The sequence below is a fragment of the Arthrobacter sp. Y-9 genome (assembly GCF_029690065.1).
GTDB lineage: Bacteria > Actinomycetota > Actinomycetes > Actinomycetales > Micrococcaceae > Arthrobacter_E.
In genome coordinates, this window is sequence record NZ_CP121463.1 from 1,743,508 (window position 1) to 1,768,938 (window position 25,431).

Consider the following 25,431-nt stretch of genomic DNA (forward strand, 5'->3'; position numbering starts at 1 on the left):
GCCCTCGCCGTCTGTCACACCGCCTTGCCACACCGTCACCAGATGCGGACGCGCTCCTCCTCGGGGAGCCACATGGCGTCGCCTTCCTGGACGCCGAACGCCTCGTGGAAGGCGTCGAGGTTCCGCACGGTCGCATTGGCCCGGAACTCGTTGGGGGAGTGCGGGTCGATCGTGACGCGGCGGATCGCCTCTTCGCTGCGGATCACCTGGCGCCAGCTGGTGGCCCAGGCGAAGAAGAACCGCTGCGCTCCCGTGAGGCCGTCCAGGACCGGGGCCTCCTCGCCGCCGAGCGTGGCCAGGTACGCCTTGTAGGCGATGCCGAGTCCCCCCAGGTCGCCGATGTTCTCGCCGAGGGTCAGCTCGCCGTTCACGTGATGACCCGGCGCCTCCGCCGGTTCCAGAGCGTTGAACTGATCGACCAGACGGCGGGTGCGCCCCTCGAAGGCCTCGCGGTCGGCGTCGGTCCACCAATTGCGGAGGGTGCCGTCGCCGTCGTACTGCGAGCCCTTGTCGTCGAAGCCGTGGCCGATCTCGTGGCCGATGACCGCGCCGATCGCGCCGTAGTTGACCGCGTCATCGGCATCCGCCTGGAAGAACGGCGGCTGCAGGATGGCCGCCGGGAAGACGATCTCGTTGAGCACCGGGTGGTAGTACGCGTTGACCGTCTGGGGCGTCATGAGCCACTTCTCGTGGTCCACCTCCTTGCCCACTTCGTCCAGGTGGCGGTCGACGTCGGCGCTATGGGCGCGCTCGACGTTCCCCAGCAGATCCGTGGGGTCGATGGTCACGGACGAGTAGTCGGTCCACTTGGCCGGGTAACCGATCTTGGTCCGGAAGGAATCCAGCTTCGCGAGGGCCCGGGTCTTGGTCTCCTCGCCCATCCAGTCGAGTCCGGTGATGCTGCTGCGGTACGCCTCGACGAGGTTTCCGACCAGCTCCTCCATCCGGGCCTTGTGGCTCTCCGGGAAGTGCTTGCGGACGTACAGCTCGCCGATCGCCTCACCCAGAGCATCCTCCACGACGGCGACGCCGCGCTTCCAGCGCTCCTTCAGTTCGGGGGTGCCGCTGAGCACGGTGCCGTAGAACGCGAAGTTCTCCCGCACGAAGGGGGAGGAGAGGTACGGGGCCGCCGAGCCGACGATCCTCGCAGCGAGCCAGTCCCTCCAGCTCTGAGCCGGTTCCGAGGAGAGCAGACCCAGGAGTGCGGGGAAGTAGTCCGGGGTGCTGAGGACCACCTCGGAGCTGATCGACGGGTCGACCCCCGCGGCTTCGAACCAGGCGCCGGCGAGGGGGAAGACCTCGGAGAATTCTTCCGCGGTGCGGAGGTTGTAGGTCTTCTGGGGGTCGCGCAGCGTGACCTTGTCCCAGTGCGTGGCGGCGATCCGGCGTTCGAGTTCCACGATGCGGGCCGCGGCGCCTTCGGGATCGTCCCACTCGGCGAGGGCCAGGATGCGTCCCAGGTGTTCCTGGTACTTGGCGACCGTCTCCGCGAACTGCTCCTCGCGGTAATAGCTCTCGTCCGGTAGGCCGAGTCCGGACTGCCCGAGGTACAGCAGGACGCGGGTGGGGTCGCCGGCGTCGGGGGAGGGGTAGAGGTAGAAGAGGCCGGGGACATCGGCGCGGAAGAGCTCGCCGACCCGGCGGATGATCGCTTCGGGGCCGTCGAGTTCGCTCAGCGCCGCAAGACGTTCGCGGATCGGTTCCAGGCCGAGGGCTTCGACACGCTCCTCATCCATGAAGCTCGCGTAGAGCCCGCCGATCTGAGCGGCGACCCCGCCCTCCTCCTGGCCCCTCGTCGCGGCGTCTTCGATCAGCGTCCGCACCGCCTCCTCGGAAGCGTCACGGAGTGCGGTGAAGGTGCCTTCGAGGGAACGGTCGTCGCGGATGGTGGTGGAGGACAGCCAGGCGCCGTTGACGTGGCGGTAGAAGTCATCCTGGGCTCGCGTGCCGGGGTCGACGTGGCCGAGTTCAATACCGGATGGATTCAAAGGGGAATCGCTCCTCTGCAGGATGGCCCTGCTCGGGCCACATAGTGGACATCGGGGTGATGCGGGACACCCTCATCCTAAGCACGTGCTAACCTGACAACGTGCATGCAGGGTTGCTTCTTCTTAGCTGCCGTGGCGAGGCCTGATTCTTTACCGTTGTGAAGCTGGGCTCCCTCGTCGCGGAGTCTGTTGCGCCCGGCTATCTTGACAGCCCTCACGAGTAAAAGGCACTGGAAATCACATGCGAAATGCACAGCAGCCCTCGGGCATGCCCGTCCACCGTTACATCCCGTTCCACGAGCAGATCACCGTCGACCTGCCGGACAGGACCTGGCCGGACAAGCGGATCACCACGGCGCCCCGTTGGTGCGCGGTCGATCTGCGCGACGGGAATCAGGCGCTCATCGACCCCATGAGCCCGGCCCGCAAGATGAAGATGTTCGATCTGCTGGTCCGCATGGGCTACAAGGAGATCGAGGTCGGGTTCCCCTCCGCGTCTCAGACGGACTTCGACTTCGTCCGCCAGCTGATCGAGGGCAACCACATCCCTGACGATGTGACCATCCAGGTCCTGACCCAGGCCCGCGAACATCTGATCGAGCGCACCTATGAGGCGATCACCGGTGCGAAGAACGTGATCGTCCACCTGTACAACTCCACCTCCACGCTCCAGCGCCGCGTCGTGTTCAAGCAGGACGAGGACGGCATCCTGGACATCGCCCTGCAGGGCGCCCGGCTGTGCAAGAAGTACGAGGAGACGCTGACGGACACCAACGTCACGTACGAGTACTCGCCCGAGTCCTTCACCGGCACTGAGCTGGAATACGCCGTGCGGGTCTGCAATGCGGTCGCGGACATCTTCGAGGCCTCGGCCGACCGCCAGGTGATCATCAACCTGCCGGCCACCGTGGAGATGGCGACCCCCAACGTCTACGCCGATTCCATCGAGTGGATGCACCGGAATCTGCACCCGCGGGAAGGCATCATCCTCTCGCTGCACCCGCACAACGACCGTGGCACCGGCGTCGCCGCCGCGGAGCTCGGCTACCTGGCCGGCGCGGACCGCATTGAAGGCTGTCTGTTCGGCAACGGCGAACGCACGGGCAACGTGGACCTGGTGACGCTGGGCCTGAACATGTTCGTCCAGGGCGTGGACCCGATGATCGACTTCTCGAACATCGATGAGATCCGGCGCACCGTGGAGTACTGCAACCAGCTGCCCGTCCCCGAGCGCTCCCCGTACGGCGGAGACCTGGTCTTCACCGCGTTCTCCGGATCCCACCAGGATGCGATCAAGAAGGGCCTGGAGGCGCTGGAGCAGGACGCCGCGGCCGCCGGCGTCGAGGTGGACGAGTTCACCTGGCAGGTTCCGTATCTGCCGATCGACCCCAAGGATGTCGGCCGGAGCTACGAAGCGGTCATCCGCGTCAACTCGCAGTCCGGCAAGGGCGGTGTCGCGTACCTGCTGAAGTCGGAGCACCACCTGGACCTGCCGCGTCGCGCTCAGATCGAGTTCTCCGGCGTCATCCAGCGCCGCACGGACACCGTCGGCGGCGAGGTCAGCGCGGACGAGCTCTGGAAGGCGTTCCAGGACGAGTACCTGCCCGCGAAGGACGCCGCGCAGCAGTGGGGCCGTTACGCTCTCGGCGCCACCCGCACCGAATCCGATGAGGACGGCGCCGTCACGCTCCATGCGGCGATGCGGGTCGACGGTCAGCTGGTCGACCGCACGGGGCATGGCAATGGTCCCATCGCCGCCCTGCTGGACATCCTGAGCAAGGACGGCGTCGACGTCCGCGTCCTCGACTACAGCGAGCACGCACTGAGCGAGGGCGGCAACGCGCTGGCGGCCGCCTACGTCGAGTGCGCGGTGGGGGAGCGTGTCCTGTGGGGCACGGGCATCGATTCGAACACCAGCACGTCCTCCCTGAAGGCCGTGATCTCCGCCGTCAACCGGGCGATCCGAGACCGCTCCATCTGAGATGCTCTCGCCGCCCGGCCTCACGGGCGGCAGGGCTGACCCTCCGCCGGCCCCGGCGGCGCTCCGACTCCCGGAGCGCCGCCGGGGCTTTTCGGCGTCCGGAAGTGGGAGAATGGAACCGTGGCAGAGGCGAGCTTCACATCACGCGCATACCGCGACGACGCCGTCGTGCTGCGCACCCATAAGCTGGGCGAGGCAGACCGGATCCTGACGCTGCTGACCAAGCACCACGGTCAGATCCGGGCGGTGGCCCGAGGGGTCCGCCGGACGAGCAGCCGCTTCGGGTCCCGCTTGGAGCCTTTCATGGTGGCGGACCTGCAGCTGGTGCCCGGTCGTAGTCTTGAAGTGGTGACCCAGGCTCAGAGCAAGGGGTCGTATGGGCATGCCATCGCCTCCGACTACTCGCGGTACACGGTGGCGGCAGCCATGGTGGAGACCGCGGAGAAGCTGACCGACGTCGACGGCGACTCGGGCACCGCCCAGTACCTCCTGCTCGTGGGTGCGCTGGCGGCGCTGAGCCGGGGCGCGTACGCGCCCGGCCTCATCCTCGACTCCTATCTCCTGCGCGCCCTCTCCACCGGCGGCTGGGCCCCGAGCTTCACCTCGTGTGCCCGTTGCGACGCTCCTGGCCCGCACACTGCTTTCAACGCCGCCCTCGGAGGGATGGTCTGCGCCGACTGCCGCCCTCCGGGGTCTCCGGCTCCGGCGCCCGAGACCATCACCTTGCTCGCTGCCCTGCTGAGCGGTGACTGGGAGACCGCGGGGGAGTCGCCGGAACGAGCGAGGACCGAGGCCGCCGGGCTCGTCTCCGCGTATCTACAATGGCACCTGGAACGCAGGGTGAAGTCCTTGCAGCATGTCGACCGTTCATCCTGAACTGAGGAATTAACACACGTGTCCTTCTCTGATTCCGCCCAGCAGGGCTACGAGTTCCCTTATCCGCATCCGAGCGGCGCGACGCCGCCGAGCATCCCGGCCGAACTCGTCCCCGAGCACGTCGCGATCGTCATGGATGGGAACGGACGCTGGGCCAACCTCCGGGGCCTTCCGCGGATCGAAGGACACAAGGCCGGCGAGCCGGCGCTGCTCGACGTCGTCGCGGGCGCCATCGAGCTGGGCGTGAAGTACGTGACGGTCTACGCGTTCTCGACGGAGAACTGGAAACGTTCGCCCGAAGAGGTGCGCTTCCTCATGGGTTTTAACAAGGACGTACTACGCCGCCAGCGCGATCAGCTGAACCGCTGGGGTGTGCAGGTGCGCTGGTCGGGCCGCCGTCCGCGGCTCTGGGGTTCCGTGATCCGCGAGCTGGAGGAAGCTGAGAAGCTCACGCGTGCCAACACCCGCTGCGTGCTGACCATGTGCATCAACTACGGCGGCCGGGCCGAACTGGTGGACGGCTTCAACCGCATGGCGGAGGAAGTGGCGGCCGGGCGGCTCAAGCCCGGCAAGATCTCTGAGAAGACTGTTCAGCGATACCTGTACCAGCCGGATCTGCCGGACGTCGATCTCTTCATGCGGTCCTCAGGGGAGCAGCGCCTCTCGAACTTCCTGCCCTGGCAGTCCGCCTATGCCGAGTTCGTCTTCCTCGAGGAACTGTGGCCGGACGTGGACCGCACCACCCTGTATCAGGCAGTCGAGACCTACGCCCGCCGCGACCGGCGCTACGGCGCGGCGGTGGATTCCGCAGCCGTCTGAACGAGCCAGTCCATCGATTCCTTGTAGGCCTGTTCGCGGACGTGGCGTGAGGACATGAAGATGTCGTGGATGGCGCCGCGGTAGCGGAACACGGCGACCCGGCGGCTGATCCCCAGCGCTCGTTTGGCGGTCTCCTGGACGTCGATCACGGCGTCGAGGGTCTTCAGTTCGTCCGTGTAGCCCGTCTGGATCTTGCTCCGCTCGCTCAGCATGATCAGGACCGGCGCATCGATGTCCAGACCGTGCTGCACCCGGGAATGGCCGTTCATGACGGCACGGATCCATCCGGCCCGGATGGGGAAGGACTCCCGGGGGCGCCAGGCGGAGACGATGTGCCATTCGCCGTACGCCTTGTCACTGACGCTCTTCCAATACGCGGGCATCTCCGGAAGCGGGAACGCGTGTTTCGGGTCGGCCCGTGCGAAAGGCTCCACCAACTGGGTGGCGATGCTGCGCACCAGGGTGCTGCCCTGCAATTCCAGCCAGGGGGAGTTCAAGATCACGCTCGCCAGACGTCCCGGGTGGCGGTCCGCCCAGAGAGCGGCCACGAGTCCGCCGAGTGAATGGCCCATGAGATGCACCCGGACACGATCCTCCGGGACACCCCGCACCGCCGCCTCGTCCCGGATGACCGCCAGAGCCGCCCCGATCTCCTCGTCATAGACCTCCAGATCATCCGTGTAACCGGCGGTCTGGTACTCGTGGAGACTGCGGCCGAACTTGCGCAGGTCCAGGGCGTAGAAGCTCGCCCCATGGTCCTCGAAGTAGTCGGCGAGCTCGGTCTGGAGGAAGTAGTCGGCCCAGCCGTGGAGATACAGGACCACATTGTGGTCCTCGTGATCGTGGCGGTGCTCGCGGCGCTGCCGGACCGCGGCCAGCCACGACGGCCAGTCGTGTTCCCGCGCCGCGGTGGACAGCTCCCGCTTCGGTTTCCGGCGGACCAGCGTCGCGGACACTGCCCCCTCGTCGTCCGGCTCCAGTGGCAGGAGGCACTGTTCGAAGTCATTGAACAGCACGTCCTGCTGCCACGTGTGGACCGGCAGAGGGGAACGCATCATCGGGTGGGTCCTTTCGGGGTTGGCGCTGTCAAAAGGTCTTCAGCCAGCGTCTGAGTCGATCGTAGGCTTCCTCCCGCACGGCGGCGGGGGAGAGGAACACATCGTGCAGCGCGCCGTCGACCCTTTCGAGAGTGACCGAGGTGCCGAGCTCGAGGGCGCGGACGGCCATGGTGTTGACGTCGAGGACGGCGTCGCTGTGGCGCATGTCCTCGCGCCAGAGGGGACCGTTCGAACTCGACGTGGACATGAGGACGACGATGGGCAGGGAGAGCCTCAGGCCCCGGGCCACCTTGCTCTGGCCGCTCAGGATCGCACTGAGCCAGCCCGCGCGCACCGGGAAGGCCAGAGGCGGGCGGTACCGGTCATCGAGCTCCCATTCGCCCTCCGCCTCCGAGCTGATGCTGCGCCAGTAGAATCCCCGTTCGGGAAGCCGCAGCACGGTCTGCGGACGCATGCGGGAGAGCGGCGCCAACAGTGACCGGGCCGCGTGACGGACCGCCGGGCTGCCGTGCATCTCCAGCCAGGGGCTGTTGAGGATCAAGCCGTCCACCCGCTCGGGATGGCGCGCGGCCCACAAGCTGGCCACCAGACCGCCCGTCGAATGACCCATGAGGAGAAGAGGCCGTCCCGGAGCCTTCTCGCAGGAGTCGAGCGCGGCGAGGATGTCCTGGTCATAGTGCTCCAGGTCCGCGACGTAGCCTCCGGGCAGCTCGGGGCGGAGGCTGCGGCCGTGGTTGTGAAGGTCCAGGGCGTAAAAGAGGAAGCCCTGGCCCGCGAAGAACTCCGCCAGTTCCCTGTTGAAGAAGTAGTCGCTCCAGCCGTGCAGGAACAGCACAGTGCCGCGCGGCTCCAGGTCCGTGTCCGGCACGGGTCCGAGGTGACGGATCAGCGTGGCGGTCTGCTGGGAACCGTTCCGGATGGTGTGCAGCTCCAGAGACTCGAACGACGGACCGAGGATGTCCGGCTGCCACTCCATGTCCCCTCCTCAGCGTCCCTGTGGACCGTTCTTTCATCCTAAGCCCGCCCCCATGACGGGAGCCCATTTGTGCGGACCGGCCCGAACGGAAAAAATGGAGCCATGCGCATCTATCCCACCGTCTTCCGTGTTGCCTTCTCCTGGATGGATCCTGAGAAGGCTCATCGGATCGGGTACCAGGCCATCCGGTTCTTCAACAAGGCCGGAGCCGCCGGGCTTCTCCACCGTCTCAACGGCCCGGACCCTTCGCTGCGGACGAGGGTGCTCGGCATCGACTTCCCGTCGCCGTTCGGTCTCGCCGCCGGTTTCGACAAGGAGGGCCTGGCCATCGAGGCGCTGGCCGCCATGGGCTTCGGGCACATCGAGGCCGGCACCATCACCGGTGCGGCACAGCCGGGCAATGAGAAGCCCCGCCTGTTCCGCCTGGTGGAGGACCGCGCGGTGATCAACCGGATGGGATTCAACAACGACGGCGCCGAGCACGTCGCGCCGCGCATCGCCGCCGCCCGTGCGGCCCTCAGCCGCCGGCACCCGGGCGTGTGCCCCGTGATCGGCGTGAACATCGGCAAGACGAAGCTCGTGGAGCTCGAGCACGCCGTCGAGGACTACCTCGTCAGCACCCGCGCGCTGGCCCCGCACGCCGACTACCTGGTGGTGAACGTCAGCTCTCCGAACACGCCCGGACTCCGCCTGCTGCAGAACGTGGATTCGCTGCGTCCCCTCCTGGAAGCCGTCGGCGCCGAAGCGGACCGGAGCGCGGGCCGACATGTGCCGTTGCTGGTCAAGATCGCTCCCGACCTCAGCGATGAGGATCTGGATGACGTCGCGCGGCTGGCGATCGATCTGGGTCTCGACGGCATCATCGCGACCAACACCACCATCGGCCGTGAGGGCCTCACCGCGCCGGCGGCCAAGGTGGAGTCGTGCGGCGCCGGCGGCCTGTCCGGCGCGCCCTTGAAGGCCCGGTCCCTGGACGTCCTGCGCCGCTTGCGCGCCCAGGTTCCCGCGGAGATGGTCATCATCTCCGTCGGAGGTGTCGAGACCGCGGCCGATGTCCAGGAACGCCTCGACGCCGGCGCGAATCTGGTGCAGGGCTACACGGCCTTCCTCTATGAGGGACCGTTCTGGGCGGGTCACATCAACAAGGGCCTCGCGAAGCTCCGCCGCTAGGCCCCAGGGCTCCTAGACCTTTAGGCCCCGGATACCGCAAGGGCCCCGGCCGTGAAAATCACGGCCGGGGCCCTTGTCTGTGGAAGGAGGTGGCGGCTCGACGGCCGCCGGGATCAGCTGGGGCGCTGACCGCGGGTGACCTGGGGCTTGGGAAGGCGCAGCTTGCGGAACTGCAGGGCCCGCATGCACCCGTACCAGACGGTGCCGCGCTCGACGGAGCCGAACTTGGCCGTGAGTGCCTTCTTCAGCCGGCGGCTGAGGAGGAAGGTGTCCACGAAGACGATCAGGAACATCACCCAGAAGGCTCCGAGGACGATGAACTGCGAGTCGCTGCGCTGCGGGATCACGAGCGACGCGACCACGAAGATCAGGGCGCCGAACATCAGGAACTCACCGGCGCTGAAGCGGGAGTCCACGAAGTCACGGGCGAAACGCTTCTGCGGGCCCTTGTCCCGGACCGGCAGGAACCGCTCGTCGCCGGTGTCCATCGCGCTGCGGACCTTGGCGCGCTGCTCGGCGACGGCGAGGCGCTCGGCCTGCTTCGAGGCCTTGCGGTCCTCGGGGACCAGCGGGCGCTTACGGGCCGCGACCTGGTCCTTCCGCTTCGGGGTCGGGGCACCCTTTCCGATCACAGGAGCATCGGAAGCGGTCTCCGGCTCGGCGGGCAGGGGCTCATCCTTCTTACGTCCAAACACCCCACAAGGATACTCGGTGCCGGTCGCTGGACCTGCACGCTGCTTCGGTAGGCTTTCAGCATGACTTCTCACGAGGAAAACAGCCTGCCCGCAACGGGCCGCCACAGCGCGGCCCTGCGCGCCGCCATCGATGAATCCTTCGCTTCCACCGTGGCGACTCTGAAGGAACTCGTCGCCATCCCGGGCATCGCCTGGTCGAGCTTCGACGCCGCCCAGCTGGACCGCAGTGCCGAGGCCGTCGCTGCCCTCGCCACGGCAGCCGGCTTCCCGGAGGTCGCCGTGCACCGCGCCCTCAAGGAGGACGGGACCCCGGGCGGCCCCGCCGTCGTCGCGCGCCGGACCGCCGCCGAAGGAAAGCCCACGGTGCTGCTGTACGCCCACCACGATGTGCAGCCGCCGGGGGACCCCGCGCTCTGGGAGTCCGAGCCGTTCGTGGCGGTCGAGCGGGACGGCCGGCTCTACGGCCGCGGCGCCGCCGATGACAAGGCGGGCATCATGGTGCACCTCTCCGCCAGCGCCGCCGTGGCGAGGGTCCTCGGAGACGAGCTCGGCCTCGGCGTCACCCTGTTCATCGAAGGCGAGGAGGAAGCCGGTTCGCCGACCTTCCGCACCTTCCTGGAGGAGCACCAGGCCGAACTCGAGGCCGACGTCATCATCGTGGCCGACTCCAGCAACTGGAAGGTCGGCATCCCCGCCCTGACCACGAGCCTCCGTGGCCTGGTCGACGGCGTGGTCGAGGTCCGCGTGCTGGACCACGCGGTGCACTCCGGCATGTTCGGCGGACCCGTGCTGGACGCGCCGACGCTCCTGGCCCGGCTCATCAGCACGTTCCACGACGAGCGCGGCAACGTCGCGATTGCTGGACTGGTCGCCGAGGACGACTCCGACGTCGACATGCCCGAAGAAGATTTCCGAGCCGACGCCTCGGTGCTGCCCGGCGTCCAGCTCGCGGGGGAGGGGAGCCTCACGTCCCGCATCTGGACGAAGCCGGCGCTGTCGATCATCGGGATCGACGCGCCGAGCATCGAAGTGGCCAGCAACACCCTGCTCCCGACGGCGCGCGCGAAGTTCAGCCTGCGCATCGCACCGGGCCAGGACCCTCGCTCCGCTATGAAGGCGATGGAGGAGCATGTGAAGGCGCACGCGCCGTTCGGCGCCCAGGTGACCTTCACGCCGGGTGAGATGGGCAACCCGTTCGCCGTCGACATGAAGTCCCCGGCCGCCACCGCCATGATGGCCGCACTGGCCGAAGCATGGGGGACCGGTTCGGTGGGCACCGGCATCGGCGGATCGATCCCGTTCATCGCGGAACTCGTCGAGGTCTATCCCCAGGCCCAGATCCTGGTGACCGGCGTCGAAGACCCCGATTCCCGGGCGCACAGCGCCAACGAGTCCCTGCATCTCGAGGAGTTCCGTAAGGCCATCCTGGCTGAGGCGCTCCTGCTGGCCGATCTCAACGGCTGAATCGGCGACGTCCGGGAAGAACGCGGGCCGTTTCCGCGTTGACTCCTATTAAGGCTGCGCCGTGTTCCGCCGTAGCATAGTAGGAGAGCCAGCAGTCTCCTGGGGTCATGACAGGCCTTGGGAAAAGTGAAAGAGGAGAGATCCATGAGCACCAGCACCAGCGAGAATGTCGCTGTCACCACGGATGACGAGCTTCCCACCCACGAGGTCCAGCTCAGCGACGTAGCCGCTGGCAAGGTCCGCAGCCTCCTGGAGCAGGAAGGCCGCACGGACCTGCGTCTGCGCGTGGCCGTTCAGCCGGGCGGCTGCTCGGGCCTCATCTACCAGCTCTACTTCGACGAGCGTCTGCTCGACGGCGACGCCGTCCGCGACTTCGACGGCGTGGAGGTCGTGGTGGACAAGATGAGCGTGCCGTACCTGAACGGCGCCTCCATCGACTTCGAGGACACCATCTCCAAGCAGGGTTTCACCATCGACAACCCGAATGCCGGCGGTTCCTGCGCCTGTGGTGACTCGTTCCACTAGGAAGTCTTCCGATCTCAACAGCCGTGTGCCCCGCACTTCTCAAGAATGTGCGGGGCACACGGCTGTTGTGTGAGCAAAACGCGGCCCATCGCGGTAAGCTCTACATCGGGTAGTAAAACTCCACGCAGTGGTGCCAAAAAACGGCGCCACATGCTGAAACAAAGAGGAAGGGCCGTCTGTGAGTTCGCAGAACCGAACCGGCAGCCGACGCGGTAAGATCACGGCGATCACCGGCGTCGCCGTGGCCGGTGCGTTGGCATTGACCGGATGTTCATCGGAGGTAGCCAGGGGGTGGTTGCCGTCTGAGAAGGACGTCACCAATCACACTGGCCGGATCATCGACCTCTGGGTGAACTCGTGGATTGCCGCCATTGCCGTTGGGTTTGTGACCTGGGGCTTGATCATCTGGTGCATCATCGCCTACCGGCGCCGCAAGGGCACCACGGGATTCCCCAAGCAGCTGAGCTACAACCTGCCGCTCGAGGTCTTCTACTTGACCATCCCGCTCTTCATGGTCCTGGTGTTCTTCTACTTCACCGACCGTGACCAGCAGGCGATCGACGACCGGTCCAAGCCGGCCGACGTCGTGGTGGATGTCCGTGGCAAGCAGTGGGCCTGGGACTTCAACTACAAGCAGGGCAACGTCATTCAGCAGCCCGTCTACGAAGGCGGCGTTCAGGCGCACCTCACCGGCCAGGAAGTGGACAAGGACAAGCTCCCCACGCTGTACCTCCCGGTCAACAAGAGCGTCGAGCTGGAACTGAACTCCCGTGACGTCATCCACTCCTTCTGGGTCCCCGCCTTCCTGCAGAAGCGCGACATGATCCCCGGTAAGACGAACTACCTGAACTTCACCCCCACCAAGGAAGGCACTTACGACGGTAAGTGCGCTGAACTCTGCGGTGAGTACCACTCCGAGATGCTCTTCCGTGTGAAGGTCGTCTCCGAGACCGAGTTCCAGGCTCACATGGATGAACTCCGCAAGCAGGGCAACACGGGCGAGCTTGGCTCCAAGTACGACCGCAACCCCAATCTGAACGAAAAGAAGTAAGGGACGTCTCGTGGCTACCTACACTCAACCCTCTGGGGTCCTGGAGGCACCGGTCGTGCCGAAATCCAAGGGCCGGATCGTGGTCAACTGGATCACGTCCACCGACCACAAGACGATCGGCTACATGTACCTGATCGCCTCGTTCGTCTTCTTCTGCCTGGGCGGCGTCATGGCGCTGCTCATCCGTGCGGAGCTGTTTGAACCCGGTATGCAGATCCTGCAGACCAAGGAGCAGTACAACCAGCTGTTCACCATGCACGGCACTGTCATGCTCCTGATGTTCGCCACCCCGCTGTTCGCGGGCTTCGCCAACGTCATCATGCCGCTGCAGATCGGCGCTCCCGACGTGGCCTTCCCGCGTCTGAACGCCCTGGCCTTCTGGTTCTTCCTGTTCGGCTCCACGATCGCCGTCTCCGGCTTCATCACCCCGCAGGGCGCCGCCTCCTTCGGCTGGTTCGCCTACGCGCCACTCTCCAACACCACGTTCTCTCCGGGTGTGGGTGGCGACCTCTGGGTTTTCGGTCTGGGTCTCTCCGGCTTCGGCACCATCCTCGGTGCCGTGAACTTCATCACGACCATCATCTGCATGCGTGCTCCGGGCATGACCATGTGGCGGATGCCGATCTTCACCTGGAACACGCTGATCACCGCGATCCTGGTCCTGATGGCCTTCCCGCCGCTGGCCGCCGCTCTGTTCGGCCTGGGCGCCGACCGCCGCTTCGGTGCGCACATCTTCGATCCGGAGAATGGCGGAGCAGTGCTCTGGCAGCACCTGTTCTGGTTCTTCGGTCACCCCGAGGTGTACATCATCGCCCTGCCGTTCTTCGGCATCGTCTCCGAGATCTTCCCGGTGTTCAGCCGCAAGCCGATCTTCGGTTACAAGGGTCTGGTCTACGCGACCATCTCCATCGCCGCCCTGTCCGTCACCGTGTGGGCTCACCACATGTACGTGACTGGCTCCGTGCTGCTGCCGTTCTTCTCCTTCATGACGATGCTGATCGCGGTTCCGACCGGCGTGAAGTTCTTCAACTGGATCGGAACGCTCTGGGGTGGTTCCATCACCTTCGAGACCCCCATGCTGTGGAGCCTCGGCTTCATGGTCACTTTCCTCTTCGGTGGTCTGACCGGCATCATCCTGGCCTCGCCGCCGCTGGACTTCCACCTTTCGGACAGCTACTTCGTGGTGGCTCACTTCCACTACGTGGTGTTCGGCACCGTGGTGTTCGCGATGTTCGCGGGCTTCTACTTCTGGTGGCCGAAGTGGACCGGCAAGATGCTCAACGAGCGTCTCGGCAAGATCCACTTCTGGCTCCTGTTCCTGGGCTTCCACGGCACCTTCCTGATCCAGCACTGGCTGGGTGTGCTCGGCATGCCGCGTCGTTACGCGGACTACATGCCGCAGGACGGCTTCACCGCGATGAACCAGTTCTCCACCATCTCCTCCTTCGTGCTCGGCGCCTCGCTGATCCCGTTCTTCTGGAACGTGTACATCACCTGGCGCAGTGACAAGAAGGTCACCGTGGATGACCCGTGGGGCTTCGGCGCTTCGCTCGAGTGGGCCACGTCCTGCCCGCCGCCGCGTCACAACTTCACGTCCATCCCGCGCATCCGGTCCGAGCGTCCCGCGCTCGACCTGCACCACCCGGAGCTGGCCCCCGCGCACATCTCCGCAGTCTCGAAGGAAGTGGCCAAGTGAAAATCGAGTCCTGGCTCTTCGGAACCGGCGTCTTCTTCTTCGTCCCGGTCTCCATCGTCTACGGTTTCCTGACCAACTGGACCGAGTGGGTCGGTGTCCTGGGCATCCTCCTGGTGGGCGGCCTGGCCGGCATGATCGGCTTCTACCTCGGATTCACCGGCAAGCGCGTCGGTATGCGTCCCGAGGACCGTGAAGACGCTGAGATCCATGAGGGCGCCGGCGAGCAGGGGCACTTCAGCCCCTGGAGCTGGTGGCCGCTGGTCCTCGGCCTGGCCTGTGCCGGTGGTTTCCTCGGCCTGGCCGTCGGCTGGTGGATCCTGTTCATCGCAGCCGGCCTCGCGGTCGTGGCCCTGGTCGGCTGGGTGTTCGAGTACAGCCGCGGTGACCACGCTCACTGACCGGCCGGCTCACGCCGACTGACTGCAGCAACGACGACGGCGGCGGCCTCCTTCGGGAGGCCGCCGCCGTCGTTTTCGTTTATCCAGATACTTCCATGCTTTTTGGGGGAGCGGTGTCAGCCTCCCAGGCGCCGTGTGGCGCCGACGCCTATTCCTGGGACTCGAGGAGGTCCCGGAGGCCCTCCAGGATCTGCAGGGCCTCCGGCGTGCCGTACCTTTCGTCGTCGAGGCCGAGCGTCACTTCGGTGCCCTGCGTGAAGTCCGCGGTCATGACCTCCAGGAGCGAGCGGGCATCCACCGGCTCCTGTCCCTGCTGGGTGATGGTGACCGGCAGCAGCGTCTCGGCGACGGCGCGGACGAACTGGGCGGCCGGGCGCGCGTGCAGGCCGATGGCGGCAGCGATTCGGGCGCGGACAACGGGCACAGGGACTCCTCGAATGTTCATTAGACCGGTACAGCTATCTGAACAAGAATAGTAGTTGTCCACCATCCACTTTTCATTGCGGAGAACAGCATGCCCCCCAGTGCGTCGGCCATCAGTGGAGAGATCGACAGGGAAAGCCCTGTGCCGCTCTATGAGCAGCTCAAATCTCTCCTGCTGGTCTTCATCGACACCAAGTGCCAGCCGGGCACGGAGCTGCCCTCTGAGCGCGCCCTGTGCGAACGTTTCGGTCTGGCGCGCATGACCGTCCGGCAGGCGCTGGATTCCCTGGCACGCGACAATGTGGTCGACCGTATGGTGGGGGTGGGGACCTTCGTCCATCGGCCCAAGATGGACTTGCAGCTCAAGCTGACCTCGTACAGCGAGGAGATGCAGCGACGCGGCATGGTTCCGACGTCGCGCGTCCTCAGCTTCGAGGAGATCCACTCGAATGCCCATCTGGCCCGTGAGCTCGAGGTGCCGGAGGGGACCGCCGTGGTGCGCTTCAGGCGCCTGCTGCTCGCGGACAACGAACCGATGAGCGTGGACGAGAACTTCATCGTCTCCTCGCGGGCGCCGGGGATCACGGCGGGGAAGGCTCCCGTGTCGCTCTACGGGGAGCTGGAGCAGAACTACGGTCTGGTGATGGACTGGGGGGAGGACATCGTGGAAGCGACGGCGGCGAGCCCCTCCGTGGCCACGCTCCTCAAGGTGGACATCGGCTCACCCTTGCTCAAGATCCAGCGGCACGCCTATGTGGCGGACACGGTCGTCGACTATTCCGTGTCCTATTACCGTGCCGACCGTTACTCGCTCAGGGTGCCGCTCCAGAGGCAGGGCAAGAAGTCACCCCGCAACTACCGGGCCGCGCCGCCGCCGCGTCCCTGAGCGGCGCCCCAGGGCGTCTGACAGCATGCCGGCGGAAAGGGCTGGGTCCAGCGGACGCCGTGGCACTGCCATGACGCTGAGGAGCCAGTGCAGCGCTGCGGCAGCGAGGTGGCCGGCACGGCGGTACGGCAGACACCCTGACAAAGCCTGCACCCTGACAAAGCCCAGAACCACGAAAAGGCCCCCTCCAGTTTCCTGGAGGGGGCCTTTCGGCTGTGTGCCGCTATTAGTGGCTCAGGCTCTTGCTGTCCTCGCCGGACTCGACCTCGGCGTGGTGGCCGTGGCCGTGAGCGGCCTCGAGCTCCGCCGGAGTCACCGGTGCGACGCGGTCTTCGAAGAACCACTTCGAGAACTTCGCACGACGGCGTTCCTTGCTGTCCACCACACCCTGCGCGTTCGGCTGTGCGGGGAGCGGCTTCGGCGACTCGAAGGCCACCAGGCGGTAGCGCTTGTAGTCGTTCAGCGGCTCGTGGACCTCGATGAACTCACCGTGCGGCAGGCGCACGATGCGTCCGGTCTCGCGACCGTGCAGGGCGATCTCGCGGTCCTTGCGCTGCAGCGCCAGGGCCACACGCTTGGCCACGAAGAAGCCGATGATCGGGCCGATGAAGAACAGCGCGCGGAGCCAGTAGGTCACGTCGTTCAGCGACACCTTGAAGTGGGTGGCGATGAGGTCGGAGCTGGCGGCTGCCCACATCACGCAGTAGAACACGATGCCTGCGACGCCGATGGCGGTGCGGGTCGGTGCGTTGCGAGGACGGTCCAGCACGTGGTGCTCGCGGTCGTCCTTGGTGATCCAGCGTTCGATCCACGGGTACGTGAACAGGACGGTGAACACGATGCCCGCGGGCACGAGGGCCGGCAGCAGCACGTTCAGGGTCAGCGTGTGATCGAAGATGATGAACTCGAAGTGCTGGCGGTAGCCGCCGATCGCTCCGATGACACCGGGCATCAGACGCAGTGCGCCATCGACCCAGCCGATGTACCAGTCAGGCTGGGTGCCTGCGGACACGGGGGAGGGGTCGTACGGACCGTAGTTCCAGATCGGGTTGATCGTGAAGAAGCCGGCCATCAGGGCGATCACGCCGAAGACGATGAAGAAGAATCCACCGGCCTTCGCGGCGTAGACCGGGCCGAGGGGGTAGCCGACCACGTTGCGGTCGTTGCGGCCCGGGCCGGGGTACTGCGTGTGCTTGTGGACCACGACCATGAACAGGTGGATGGCGACCATCAGCAGGATGAGTGCCGGAACCAGCAGGATGTGGAGCACGTACAGGCGGCCGATGATCGCGGTGCCGGGGAACTCTCCGCCGAAGAGGAAGAAGGAGATCCAGGTGCCGATCACGGGGATCGACTTGATGACGCCGTCGATGATGCGGAGGCCGTTGCCGGAGAGCAGGTCATCGGGGAGCGAGTAGCCGGTGAAGCCGGCGGCCATGGCCAGGATCAGCAGGACACCGCCCACCACCCAGTTGAGCTCACGGGGCTTGCGGAATGCGCCGGTGAAGAACACGCGGAGCATATGCACGGACACGGAGGCCACGAAGAGCAGGGCTGCCCAGTGGTGGACTTGACGCATGAACAGACCGCCACGCACCTCGAACGAGATGTTCAGCGAGGAGTTGTACGCGACCGACATCTCCACGTTGTAGAGCGGCGAGTAGCTGCCCTGGTAGTGGGTCTCCGCCATGGACGGGTCGAAGAAGAACGTCAGGAAGGTTCCCGACATCAGCAGGATGACGAAGGAGTACAGTGCCACCTCGCCAAACATGAAGGACCAGTGGTCCGGGAAGACCTTGCGACCGAACTCCTTCAGGATGCCGGATCCACCGACACGCTGATCGACGAAGTCAGTGAAGCGGCCGAACTTGGTCTCCGCCTGATAGGTGGATTGCTCAGCTGTTGAGGCGGCGCTCATGCTCGTCACGCTCCCAGTAACTCGGTCCGACAGGTTCATGGAAATCGCTCGTGGCGACCAGGTAGCCCTCTTCGTCGACGGCGATCGGCAGCTGCGGCAGCGGACGGCTGGCCGGGCCGAAGATGACCTCGCACTCGTGTGTCAGGTCGAAGGTCGACTGGTGACACGGGCAGAGCAGGTGGTGCGTCTGCTGCTCGTACAGAGCAACCGGGCAACCAACGTGCGTGCAGATCTTGGAGTAGGCGACGATGCCGTTGTAGGCCCAGTTCTCACGCCCGGGGGAGGGGTGAAGCTCATCCGGGTTCAGACGCATCAGCAGAACGACGGCCTTGGCCTTCTCGTTCAGCTTGCCGTGCTCCAGCTCGTTCAGGCCCTCCGGGATCACGTGGAACGCGGAGCCGATGGTGACATCCGATGCCTTGATGGGGGTGCCATCAGGGTCACGGGTGAGGCGCTTGAGCTTGCCGTCCTTGGGAGCCCACATGGTGTGTGCGAGCTTGTCGTCCGGACGCGGTCCCAGATCTCCGAAGACGGCCAGAGCAGGCAGGGGAGCCAGCGCGACCGCACCCAGGAGGGTGTTCCGGATGAGGGGGCGGCGCTTGATGCCGGATTCCTCGATGATCGTGTCCGCGATGGCCACGGCTGCCACACGGTCGTCCTCGGACCGCAGCTCGTGCCGCTCCTCGGAGACTTCGTGATCGGGCATCAGGGTCTTCGCCCAGTGCACGATGCCCGTGCCGATGCCAAGCATTGCGAAAGCGGTGCCAAGGCCGAGCAGCATGTTCTGCAGGCTGATGTCACGAGTCGTGGACTTGTTGGTCAGATCGATGGCGAAGTACGCCACCAGGAAGACCAAGGTGCCGATCACGGACACGATGAACAGGATGGCTACCTGCCGCTCCGCCCGCTTGGCGGCCTTGGGGTTTTTGTCGGCGAGTCGAGGACGGTGAGGAGGAATTCCAGGATCCTGGAATGCTCCCTCATCGTTCTGACCAGCCGTAGCTACGGTGCCCGAGCCTGTCGAGCTGCCGTCACTATGGTTGCCCATGGTTCCCCTTTTTCCCTCTCTGAGTTCGGCTGTTGCCGAAGATCTTCAATTTCAGCGCCGCCGTCTTGACAGCGGCAAAGTTTGCGCCCGCGCTGTCGGTCAGCTGCTGCGCGAGGTCAGCCAGATGGTGAAGCCGATGATCACGGCCAGACCTGCAGTCCACACGAAGAGGCCCTCGGAGACCGGACCCAGTGCGCCGAGGTCGGCGCCACCCGGGGACGGGTTGTTCTCGATGGTCTTCAGGAAGGTGATGATGTCGCGCTTGCCCTCCGGGGAGATGTTCGCGTCACTGAAGACAGGCATGTTCTGCGGGCCGGTGACCATGGCCTCGTAGATGTGCTTGCTTTCAACACCGTGCAGGGTCGGAGCGAACTTGCCCCGGGTCAGCGCACCACCGGCGGCGGCGGCGTTGTGGCACATGGCGCAGTTGACGCGGAAGAGCTCGCCACCCTTGGCGGCATCACCCTTCTCATCCAGGATGTGCGCGTCCGGAACGCTCGGGCCCGGAGCCAGGGACGCCACGTAGGCGGCCAGCTGGCGGGTCTGGTCCTCGTTGAACTGCTTCGGCTTGATCTGCGCCTGCGGGCCGTTCATCTGCATGGGCATGCGACCGGTGCCGACCTGGAAGTCGACCGCGGCGGCGCCGACGCCGACCAGGGACGGACCGTCCTTGGTGCCGGCCGCGCCCATCCCGTGACAGGTGGAGCAGTTGGCCACGAACAGCTTCTTGCCTTCAGCGGCATCGCTGGCGCTGTAGCTCTGGGTCTCGGCCTTGGCCTGGTTGGCCGTGGAAGCCGCCGCGTAGAGGCCACCGGTGAAGAGCAGACCCAACAACAGCAAGGCGATTGCCGCGAGCGGATGACGTCGCTTCAGGGAGAGTGCCTTCACTTGGTGGTTCCTTTGATCGATCGTGCACTTGCCAGCCAGGCAGGTGCGTTGTTTTCTTTGCCGTGTTCCGTGCTCAAGGCACCGGTCACTTCAGGACGTAGATGACCAGGAAGAGGCCGATCCACACGACGTCGACGAAGTGCCAGTAGTAAGAGGTCACGATCGCCGAGGTCGCTTCAAAGTGGCCGAACTTCTTGGCCGCGTACGAACGCCCGAGGATGAACAGGAACGCGATGAGGCCGCCGATGACGTGCAGGCCGTGGAAGCCCGTGGTCATGTAGAAGGCCGAGCCGTAGGCGTTGGCGTTCAGGGTCACGTGCTCGCTGGTCAGCATCGCGTACTCGGTGGCCTGACCGGCCACGAAGAAGGCACCCATGAGGAACGTCAGGATGAACCATTCGTTCATCCCCCAGCGGGTGAACTGGAAGACGCCACCGGTGCGGCGGGGCTGCAGACGCTCTGCGGCGAAGACGCCCATCTGGCAGGTGAAGGAGGAGAGCACCAGAACAATGGTGTTCACCAGGGCGAAGGGGAAGTTCAGCTTCGCAGTCTCTTCGGCCCAGAGCTCACCGGAGGTGGAGCGCAGGGTGAAGTACATGGCAAAAAGGCCGGCGAAGAACATCAGCTCGCTGGACAGCCACACCACGGTCCCAACGGAAACCATGTTTGGCCTGTTCAGCGTGGGATGCGCCGGGGTACTGGGGGCATGAGTCGCTGTGGTCACATAGACATTATGTCTGCAAAACGGCGCGGTGCCCAACGCAAAGCGCCGTTTCGGCCCACTTTTTCTACAGAGGTGCGAAAACTACCGTGGTTTTCCGCACCAGGAGAGGTGCTGCAGTTCACATTGCGGGTCCGACGGCGTTGCGTCGATAGGATCTACACGTGAGTAACGACGTTCAGACCCCGCGAGTTCCCTGGACCTGGCCGCTCCTGATCAGCGCGCTCGTCCGCGGTGAAGATCTGCCGTCCGAAGCCACGGCCTGGGCCATGGCTGAGGTCATGGATGGTGCGGCGAACCCTGCGCAGCTCGCCGGATTCCTGGTGGGTCTGCGAGCCAAGGGTGAAACCGTCGAGGAGATCGACGGCCTCGCCGGCACCATGCTCGCTCGCGCCGAGCGCATCGCCGTTCCCGGGGAGACCCTGGACATCGTGGGCACGGGTGGAGACGGACTGGACACCGTGAACATCTCCACCATGTCCTCTCTCGTGGTCGTGGGCGCCGGGCGCACCGTGGTGAAGCACGGCAACCGTGGCGCCTCGACCAAGGCCGGGTCCGCCGACGTGATCGAAGCGCTGGGGGTCCGACTGGACCTTCCGGCGCAGCGGGTCGCCGAGATCGCCACCGAGGTCGGGATCACCCTCTGCTTCGCCCAGGTCTTCCACCCCTCCTTCCGGCATGCCGGCGGGGTGCGCCGCGACCTCGGCATCCCGACGGCCTTCAACGTCCTCGGGCCGCTGACCAATCCGGCGGGCGTGACCGCACAGGCTCTCGGCGTGGCGAACGAGCGGATGGCGCCCCTGATGGCCGGCGTGCTTGCCCGGCGTGGCACCCGCGCGCTCGTGTTCCGCGGTGACGACGGCCGCGACAAGATCACCACCTCGGGCCTGTCGACCGTCTGGGAGGTCCGCGACGGCGACATCCAGGTTCATCGGCTGGATCCCCGTGACTTCGGGATCGAGCTGGTTCCAGTCGAGGCGCTCAAGGGGTCCGACGCGGACAGCAATGCCGACCTGGTGCGCCGCTTCCTGGCGGGTGAGAAGGGGCCGGTGCGTGACGCCGTCGTGCTCAATGCGGCCGCCGGCCTGGTCGCGGCAGACGCCGACCACGATGCTCCCCTGAAGGAACGGCTGAGGAACGCCCAGCTGGTGGCCGAGAGGTCGATCGACTCCGGCGCGGCCGCCGACGTGCTGGAACGTTGGGTGCAGGCCACCCGGCGCTGAGCGGAGGCGCCCGTGAAGGTCAGGAGTGAGTGGCACGGGCGACGCAGACGAAGAGAGGGCTCCCGAATCATGAACTGGTCCCCGGAAGTTGGACTGGTTTTAGGCTAGGCCTTGGAGTGACTGCGGGCTCTTTCCGACTCCTTGCGTGTTCTTTCGAAGGTGTTCGCGGTAGGTCTCGATGGCATTCGTTGGTGGATTCTGCGCTATTCATCGGGTTCTGAATTCATCTTTCGATGTACAGTTGAGGTATGGAGACCTTGACGCACGCCCCGGTCCTGGCGCGATTTGGATACGCCGTTTCGGATACTACGAGGGCCCGGATTCTGCTGGCTCTGGCCGAAGCCCCGGCTTACCCTTCGGATCTGGCCGAGGTGCTCGGCGTGACGCGGCAGAGCATGTCGAATCATCTGGCGTGCTTGCGAGGCTGCGGTCTGGTCGTCTCGGTCCCTGACGGTCGTCGGAGCCGGTATGAACTCGCGGATCAACGTTTGGGGCATGCGCTGCGGGATTTGCTCGGGGTGGTTCTGGCCGTGGATCCGGAGTGCTGCGCGCCCGACGGGACGTGTGTCGCATGAGTGCCCTGGTCTCACTTAGCCCGGATCGCCGCTTGGTGTTGATGCGTAGGATCCGCCTGTTCGCCGCGGCCACCATCACCTATAACGTCATCGAGGCGGTGGTGGCGCTCTGGGCCGGGGGCGTGGCTGATTCTTCGGCGCTGATCGGGTTCGGCCTGGACTCGGTGATCGAGGTCAGTTCCGCCGTTGCACTGTCCTGGCAGTTCTCGGCCAAGGACCCCGAACGGCGAGAGCGCCTGACGCTACGCCTGATCGCCCTGTCCTTCTTCGCTCTGGCATTGTTCGTGACGGTTGATTCGATCCGTTCGCTTCTGGGAGGCGGGGAGGCTCAGCACTCGCCCGTCGGGATCGTGATCGCGGCGTTGAGTCTGGCCATCATGCCGGTCCTGTCCTGGCTGCAACGCCGTGCTGGCCGGGAACTCGGGTCCCGGACCGCGGTCGCTGATTCCCATCAGACCCTGCTGTGCACCTACCTCTCCGCGGTCCTCTTGGCAGGGCTACTGCTGAACAGCCTGTTCGGTTGGTGGTGGGCCGATGCCGGGGCGGCACTGATCATCGCCGGCATCGCAGTCAAGGAAGGCCTCAACGCCTGGAAAGGTGATGTCTGCTGCACCGTTCCCGGCGCGTCGACCGGCGGCGAGGGCGATGACTGCTGCGCCCCCGCCAAGGAAGCCGATCTCTCCGCCAACGCGCAGACGATGATGGGGCACGGGTGCTCCTGCTGCACCCCGGAATCGACGGGCGAGCCTTCCCGCACCACGTTCTCACTCACCCACAAGCCCCATAGCTAGACAACACACCGCCGCGTCTCAGGGGATCTGTCGGCAGTAGTGGCGAACGAGGCGAACCCGTGTCAGAGCAAACCGTCACAGCCACCTTGAAGGGCCTGGGCCCGGTATTGTGCCGGGCTCAGGCCCTTCAGCGCTGTAGAGATGCGTTCGTGGTTGTACCAGTAGATGTACTCACGAATCTCGCCGGCGAGCTCTTCCCGACTGGCGAACTTCTCGCCGTGGAACATTTCGGCCTTGATGTGGCCGAAGAAGTTCTCCGCCACGGCGTTGTCCAGGCAGTTGCCCTTGCGGGACATTGATTGTGTTGCCCCGGCCTTGGCCAGGAGACGGCCCCATGACTGGTGTTGGTGGTTCGTGCCCTGGTCGGAGTGCACGATGAGTTCCTGGTCTCCCCTCCGGGCTTTCAGGGCGGCTCGGAGGGAATCGTTCGTCAGGTCCAGGGTGGGTGAGGTGCCGGTGGTGAATGCGATCACGGAGCGGTCAAACAAGTCGATGACCGGTGAGAGGTAGAGCCTGCCGTCGGGGAGGTTGAACTCGGTCACGTCAGTGACCCATTTCTGACCCGGCGCCTCAGCGGTGAAGTCGCGCTCGAGGACGTTGGGCGCAACCTTGCCAACTGAGCCTTGGTAGGAGTTGTAGAGCCGCCGTTTGCGGACCTTGCAGCGCAAGCGTAGCTGTCTCATCAGCACCAGCACGGTCTTCTTCGCCACTACCCAGCCCTGACGGCTCAGCATCGTATGGATACGCCGGTGCCCGTAACGGCCCCGAGCCTGCTCAAAAGCTTCCCTGATAGCAACTTTGAGCTCGGCCTGCGGGTCAGGGCGTGCCATGCGGGCCTGATGATAGAAGTACGTGGACCGAGCCAGACCAGCCGCCTTCAGGAGCTCAGGCAGGGGATATTCGGCCTTGAGAGAGAACACGGCGCGAGCCTTCACCGATGCCCTTGAGCTCTCAAGGCCCGCACTTTTTTCAAGTAGGCCACTTCGGCCAGGAGCCTTGCATTCTCTTGTTGCAGGGCCTCTAGCTCTGTGAGCTGACGCGGAGGATTCTGGGGAGGGCGGCCTCTCTTCCTAGGTCGGAGACCTTCTTCGCCTTCCTGGCGGTAGCTGTTCACCCATTTCCGCACCAGGGTGGTGGAGGACAGGTCGTACTCAGTGGCGAGCTCTATGACGGTCCCATTTCCGCTGAGGAACCGCTGGACCACTTCCAGCTTGGTTTCAAACGAGTGCTGCTGCTTCGTACGACGGCTCACCAACGCATCTCTACCATGGATCCGCCACCGCTGATACAGCTTCCTCACCGCGTGATAACTGACACCCAGCGAATGAGCAGCCGCGCGGCCTCCGATCCCATGCTCGAATAACTCCACAGCTTCAGTACGCTGGGACACCGTCAATGAACTCTGCGGATGCATACGAAAAACTCCCCGGAAGACAGAACTGAATTTACTGTCCAACTTCCGGGGAGCAGTTCATCATCCGGGAGCCCTCTCCTTTAAGGACGTCGTGCGCGGTGGTGTCCGCTCAGCCGTCGAAGCCCATGGAGAAGGCCTCGTCGAGGTCCTCCTTGGAATACGAACGGAAGGCGATGTGGGTCGTCGTGTGGACGACGGCGGGAACCTTGGAGAGACGGTCGGCGATGACATCCGCCAGGTCCTCGTGCTTGCCGACCTTCGCGATGGCGATCAGGTCCCAGTCGCCGGTGACCGAGTAGACCTCGGAGATGCCCTCGATGGCCGCGATCTGCTGCGCGGATTCCGGGATGGAGGAGGTGTCCGTCTTGATGTGGACGAATGCGGTGATCACGGTGGGCCTTCCTGGTGTCACGTACCGGTGCTTGCTTTAGGGGAACTCTATTACAGGGCCCGGCGCTTTGAACCCACGCGCACCGCCAGGAGCCAGATGGCACGCCAGCCGAGCAGGACCAGCGCCAGGAACAGGGTGGCCACGATGATGAACGGGAGCACCACCACCTGACCGGTGAGAGCGCGCAGGATCATGCCGCCGATGAGGGAGCCCAGCCAGACGGAGACGCCCGCGGACCACAGACGGAGCGGCGCGCGCCAGACGCGGCCGGCGAGCCAGCCGATCAGCGCGCCGGCCAGGAACGGCCAGGCGGTGACGAAGACTCCCAGAACGCCTTGATCACGGTGGTGGGCGTCGCGACCGATCCCTGCGAACACGAGGATCAGTACGACGTCCAGGACGATCGCTGCGGTCAGGATGGATTTGCTGGGGGAGTTCATCGCTGTCTTCCGGTGT

25 protein-coding genes are annotated in these 25,431 nt (G+C 65.4%); 13 read left to right on the plus strand and 12 right to left on the minus strand.

What is annotated here, in order from left to right:
- Positions 1 to 35: 35 nt before the first annotated feature.
- Positions 36 to 1,988 (minus strand): M13-type metalloendopeptidase, encoded by a 1,953-nt coding sequence (locus tag P9849_RS07660; protein WP_278269027.1) that lies wholly within the window; start codon positions 1,986 to 1,988, stop codon positions 36 to 38.
- Between the two features lie 241 nt (positions 1,989 to 2,229).
- Between P9849_RS07660 and leuA the strand changes: the two genes are divergently transcribed.
- The 3 genes from leuA to P9849_RS07675 all read left to right on the plus strand — a co-directional run bounded on the left by leuA (position 2,230) and on the right by P9849_RS07675 (position 5,664).
- Positions 2,230 to 3,969 carry a 2-isopropylmalate synthase gene (leuA, locus tag P9849_RS07665; RefSeq protein WP_278269028.1) on the plus strand — a complete coding sequence of 580 codons (1,740 nt, stop codon included), beginning with the start codon at positions 2,230 to 2,232 and terminating at the stop codon, positions 3,967 to 3,969.
- Positions 3,970 to 4,089: 120 nt separating this feature from the next.
- Complete coding sequence (recO, locus tag P9849_RS07670; protein WP_066212582.1) at positions 4,090 to 4,845, plus strand: DNA repair protein RecO; 756 nt, start codon at positions 4,090 to 4,092, stop codon at positions 4,843 to 4,845.
- Positions 4,846 to 4,863: 18 nt separating this feature from the next.
- Complete coding sequence (locus tag P9849_RS07675) at positions 4,864 to 5,664, plus strand: isoprenyl transferase (RefSeq protein ID WP_278269029.1); 801 nt, start codon at positions 4,864 to 4,866, stop codon at positions 5,662 to 5,664.
- On the opposite strand, the gene P9849_RS07680 is transcribed toward P9849_RS07675, so the two are convergent.
- Both P9849_RS07680 and P9849_RS07685 read right to left on the minus strand, forming a co-directional pair.
- On the minus strand, positions 5,631 to 6,722 hold the full coding sequence (locus tag P9849_RS07680) for an alpha/beta hydrolase (RefSeq protein WP_278269030.1): 1,092 nt from the start codon (positions 6,720 to 6,722) through the stop codon (positions 5,631 to 5,633). The genes P9849_RS07675 and P9849_RS07680 overlap by 34 nt on opposite strands.
- Positions 6,723 to 6,750: 28 nt before the next feature.
- Complete coding sequence (locus tag P9849_RS07685; RefSeq protein WP_278269031.1) at positions 6,751 to 7,698, minus strand: alpha/beta hydrolase; 948 nt, start codon at positions 7,696 to 7,698, stop codon at positions 6,751 to 6,753.
- A 102-nt stretch (positions 7,699 to 7,800) separates the two neighbouring features.
- Between P9849_RS07685 and P9849_RS07690 the strand changes: the two genes are divergently transcribed.
- Complete coding sequence (locus tag P9849_RS07690) at positions 7,801 to 8,868, plus strand: quinone-dependent dihydroorotate dehydrogenase (RefSeq protein ID WP_278269032.1); 1,068 nt, start codon at positions 7,801 to 7,803, stop codon at positions 8,866 to 8,868.
- Between the two features lie 113 nt (positions 8,869 to 8,981).
- On the opposite strand, the gene P9849_RS07695 is transcribed toward P9849_RS07690, so the two are convergent.
- Entirely contained in the window at positions 8,982 to 9,536 is a 555-nt protein-coding gene (locus P9849_RS07695; RefSeq protein ID WP_278269130.1) for a DUF3043 domain-containing protein, read from the minus strand.
- A gap of 87 nt (positions 9,537 to 9,623) precedes the next feature.
- On the opposite strand from P9849_RS07695, the gene P9849_RS07700 reads away from it, so the two are divergent.
- From P9849_RS07700 to P9849_RS07720, 5 genes are all read left to right on the plus strand, one after another.
- Complete coding sequence (locus P9849_RS07700) at positions 9,624 to 11,027, plus strand: dipeptidase (protein WP_278269033.1); 1,404 nt, start codon at positions 9,624 to 9,626, stop codon at positions 11,025 to 11,027.
- A 144-nt stretch (positions 11,028 to 11,171) separates the two neighbouring features.
- Complete coding sequence (locus P9849_RS07705; RefSeq protein ID WP_066212558.1) at positions 11,172 to 11,552, plus strand: iron-sulfur cluster assembly accessory protein; 381 nt, start codon at positions 11,172 to 11,174, stop codon at positions 11,550 to 11,552.
- Between the two features lie 178 nt (positions 11,553 to 11,730).
- On the plus strand, positions 11,731 to 12,603 hold the full coding sequence (coxB, locus tag P9849_RS07710) for a cytochrome c oxidase subunit II (protein WP_278269034.1): 873 nt from the start codon (positions 11,731 to 11,733) through the stop codon (positions 12,601 to 12,603).
- A gap of 10 nt (positions 12,604 to 12,613) precedes the next feature.
- Positions 12,614 to 14,299 (plus strand): cytochrome c oxidase subunit I, encoded by a 1,686-nt coding sequence (gene ctaD / locus P9849_RS07715; RefSeq protein WP_278269035.1) that lies wholly within the window; start codon positions 12,614 to 12,616, stop codon positions 14,297 to 14,299.
- Positions 14,296 to 14,697 carry a cytochrome c oxidase subunit 4 gene (locus P9849_RS07720; protein WP_066212551.1) on the plus strand — a complete coding sequence of 134 codons (402 nt, stop codon included), beginning with the start codon at positions 14,296 to 14,298 and terminating at the stop codon, positions 14,695 to 14,697. The genes ctaD and P9849_RS07720 overlap by 4 nt, the downstream gene beginning before the upstream one ends.
- Positions 14,698 to 14,845: 148 nt before the next feature.
- Here the strand turns inward: P9849_RS07720 and P9849_RS07725 are convergent, their stop codons facing one another.
- A complete protein-coding gene (locus tag P9849_RS07725; protein WP_278269036.1) occupies positions 14,846 to 15,121 on the minus strand; it encodes an HPr family phosphocarrier protein in 276 nt (91 codons plus the stop codon).
- Positions 15,122 to 15,211: 90 nt separating this feature from the next.
- Here P9849_RS07725 and P9849_RS07730 point away from each other — a divergent pair, with 90 nt between their 5' ends.
- Positions 15,212 to 16,006 (plus strand): GntR family transcriptional regulator, encoded by a 795-nt coding sequence (locus P9849_RS07730; RefSeq protein WP_107002478.1) that lies wholly within the window; start codon positions 15,212 to 15,214, stop codon positions 16,004 to 16,006.
- A 226-nt stretch (positions 16,007 to 16,232) separates the two neighbouring features.
- On the opposite strand, the gene P9849_RS07735 is transcribed toward P9849_RS07730, so the two are convergent.
- From P9849_RS07735 to P9849_RS07750, 4 genes are all read right to left on the minus strand, one after another.
- Positions 16,233 to 17,924 carry a cytochrome bc complex cytochrome b subunit gene (locus P9849_RS07735; RefSeq protein WP_278269037.1) on the minus strand — a complete coding sequence of 564 codons (1,692 nt, stop codon included), beginning with the start codon at positions 17,922 to 17,924 and terminating at the stop codon, positions 16,233 to 16,235.
- Positions 17,902 to 18,972, minus strand: a complete 1,071-nt coding sequence (locus tag P9849_RS07740) for a Rieske 2Fe-2S domain-containing protein (protein WP_278269038.1) — start codon at positions 18,970 to 18,972, stop codon at positions 17,902 to 17,904. The genes P9849_RS07735 and P9849_RS07740 overlap by 23 nt, the downstream gene beginning before the upstream one ends.
- A gap of 99 nt (positions 18,973 to 19,071) precedes the next feature.
- Positions 19,072 to 19,860: a cytochrome c gene (locus P9849_RS07745; protein ID WP_278269039.1), complete on the minus strand. Its 789-nt coding sequence runs from the start codon at positions 19,858 to 19,860 to the stop codon at positions 19,072 to 19,074.
- An 85-nt stretch (positions 19,861 to 19,945) separates the two neighbouring features.
- Positions 19,946 to 20,524, minus strand: a complete 579-nt coding sequence (locus P9849_RS07750) for a heme-copper oxidase subunit III (protein ID WP_278269040.1) — start codon at positions 20,522 to 20,524, stop codon at positions 19,946 to 19,948.
- Between the two features lie 221 nt (positions 20,525 to 20,745).
- On the opposite strand from P9849_RS07750, the gene trpD reads away from it, so the two are divergent.
- The 3 genes from trpD to P9849_RS07765 all read left to right on the plus strand — a co-directional run bounded on the left by trpD (position 20,746) and on the right by P9849_RS07765 (position 23,170).
- Positions 20,746 to 21,804 carry an anthranilate phosphoribosyltransferase gene (gene trpD / locus P9849_RS07755; protein ID WP_278269041.1) on the plus strand — a complete coding sequence of 353 codons (1,059 nt, stop codon included), beginning with the start codon at positions 20,746 to 20,748 and terminating at the stop codon, positions 21,802 to 21,804.
- Between the two features lie 248 nt (positions 21,805 to 22,052).
- On the plus strand, positions 22,053 to 22,379 hold the full coding sequence (locus tag P9849_RS07760) for a metalloregulator ArsR/SmtB family transcription factor (protein ID WP_278269042.1): 327 nt from the start codon (positions 22,053 to 22,055) through the stop codon (positions 22,377 to 22,379).
- Entirely contained in the window at positions 22,376 to 23,170 is a 795-nt protein-coding gene (locus P9849_RS07765; RefSeq protein ID WP_278269043.1) for a cation transporter, read from the plus strand. Before P9849_RS07760 ends, P9849_RS07765 begins: the two co-directional genes overlap by 4 nt.
- A 62-nt stretch (positions 23,171 to 23,232) precedes the next feature.
- Here the strand turns inward: P9849_RS07765 and P9849_RS07770 are convergent, their stop codons facing one another.
- The 3 genes from P9849_RS07770 to P9849_RS07780 form a co-directional block, all read right to left on the minus strand.
- Positions 23,233 to 24,090: an IS3 family transposase gene (locus P9849_RS07770; RefSeq protein WP_278269044.1), complete on the minus strand. Its 858-nt coding sequence runs from the start codon at positions 24,088 to 24,090 to the stop codon at positions 23,233 to 23,235.
- A 603-nt stretch (positions 24,091 to 24,693) separates the two neighbouring features.
- Positions 24,694 to 24,975, minus strand: coding sequence for an Lrp/AsnC ligand binding domain-containing protein (locus tag P9849_RS07775; RefSeq protein WP_278269045.1), 282 nt, complete (start codon positions 24,973 to 24,975; stop codon positions 24,694 to 24,696).
- Positions 24,976 to 25,025: 50 nt separating this feature from the next.
- Positions 25,026 to 25,415, minus strand: a complete 390-nt coding sequence (locus tag P9849_RS07780; protein ID WP_278269046.1) for a DUF3054 domain-containing protein — start codon at positions 25,413 to 25,415, stop codon at positions 25,026 to 25,028.
- Positions 25,416 to 25,431 lie beyond the last annotated feature (16 nt).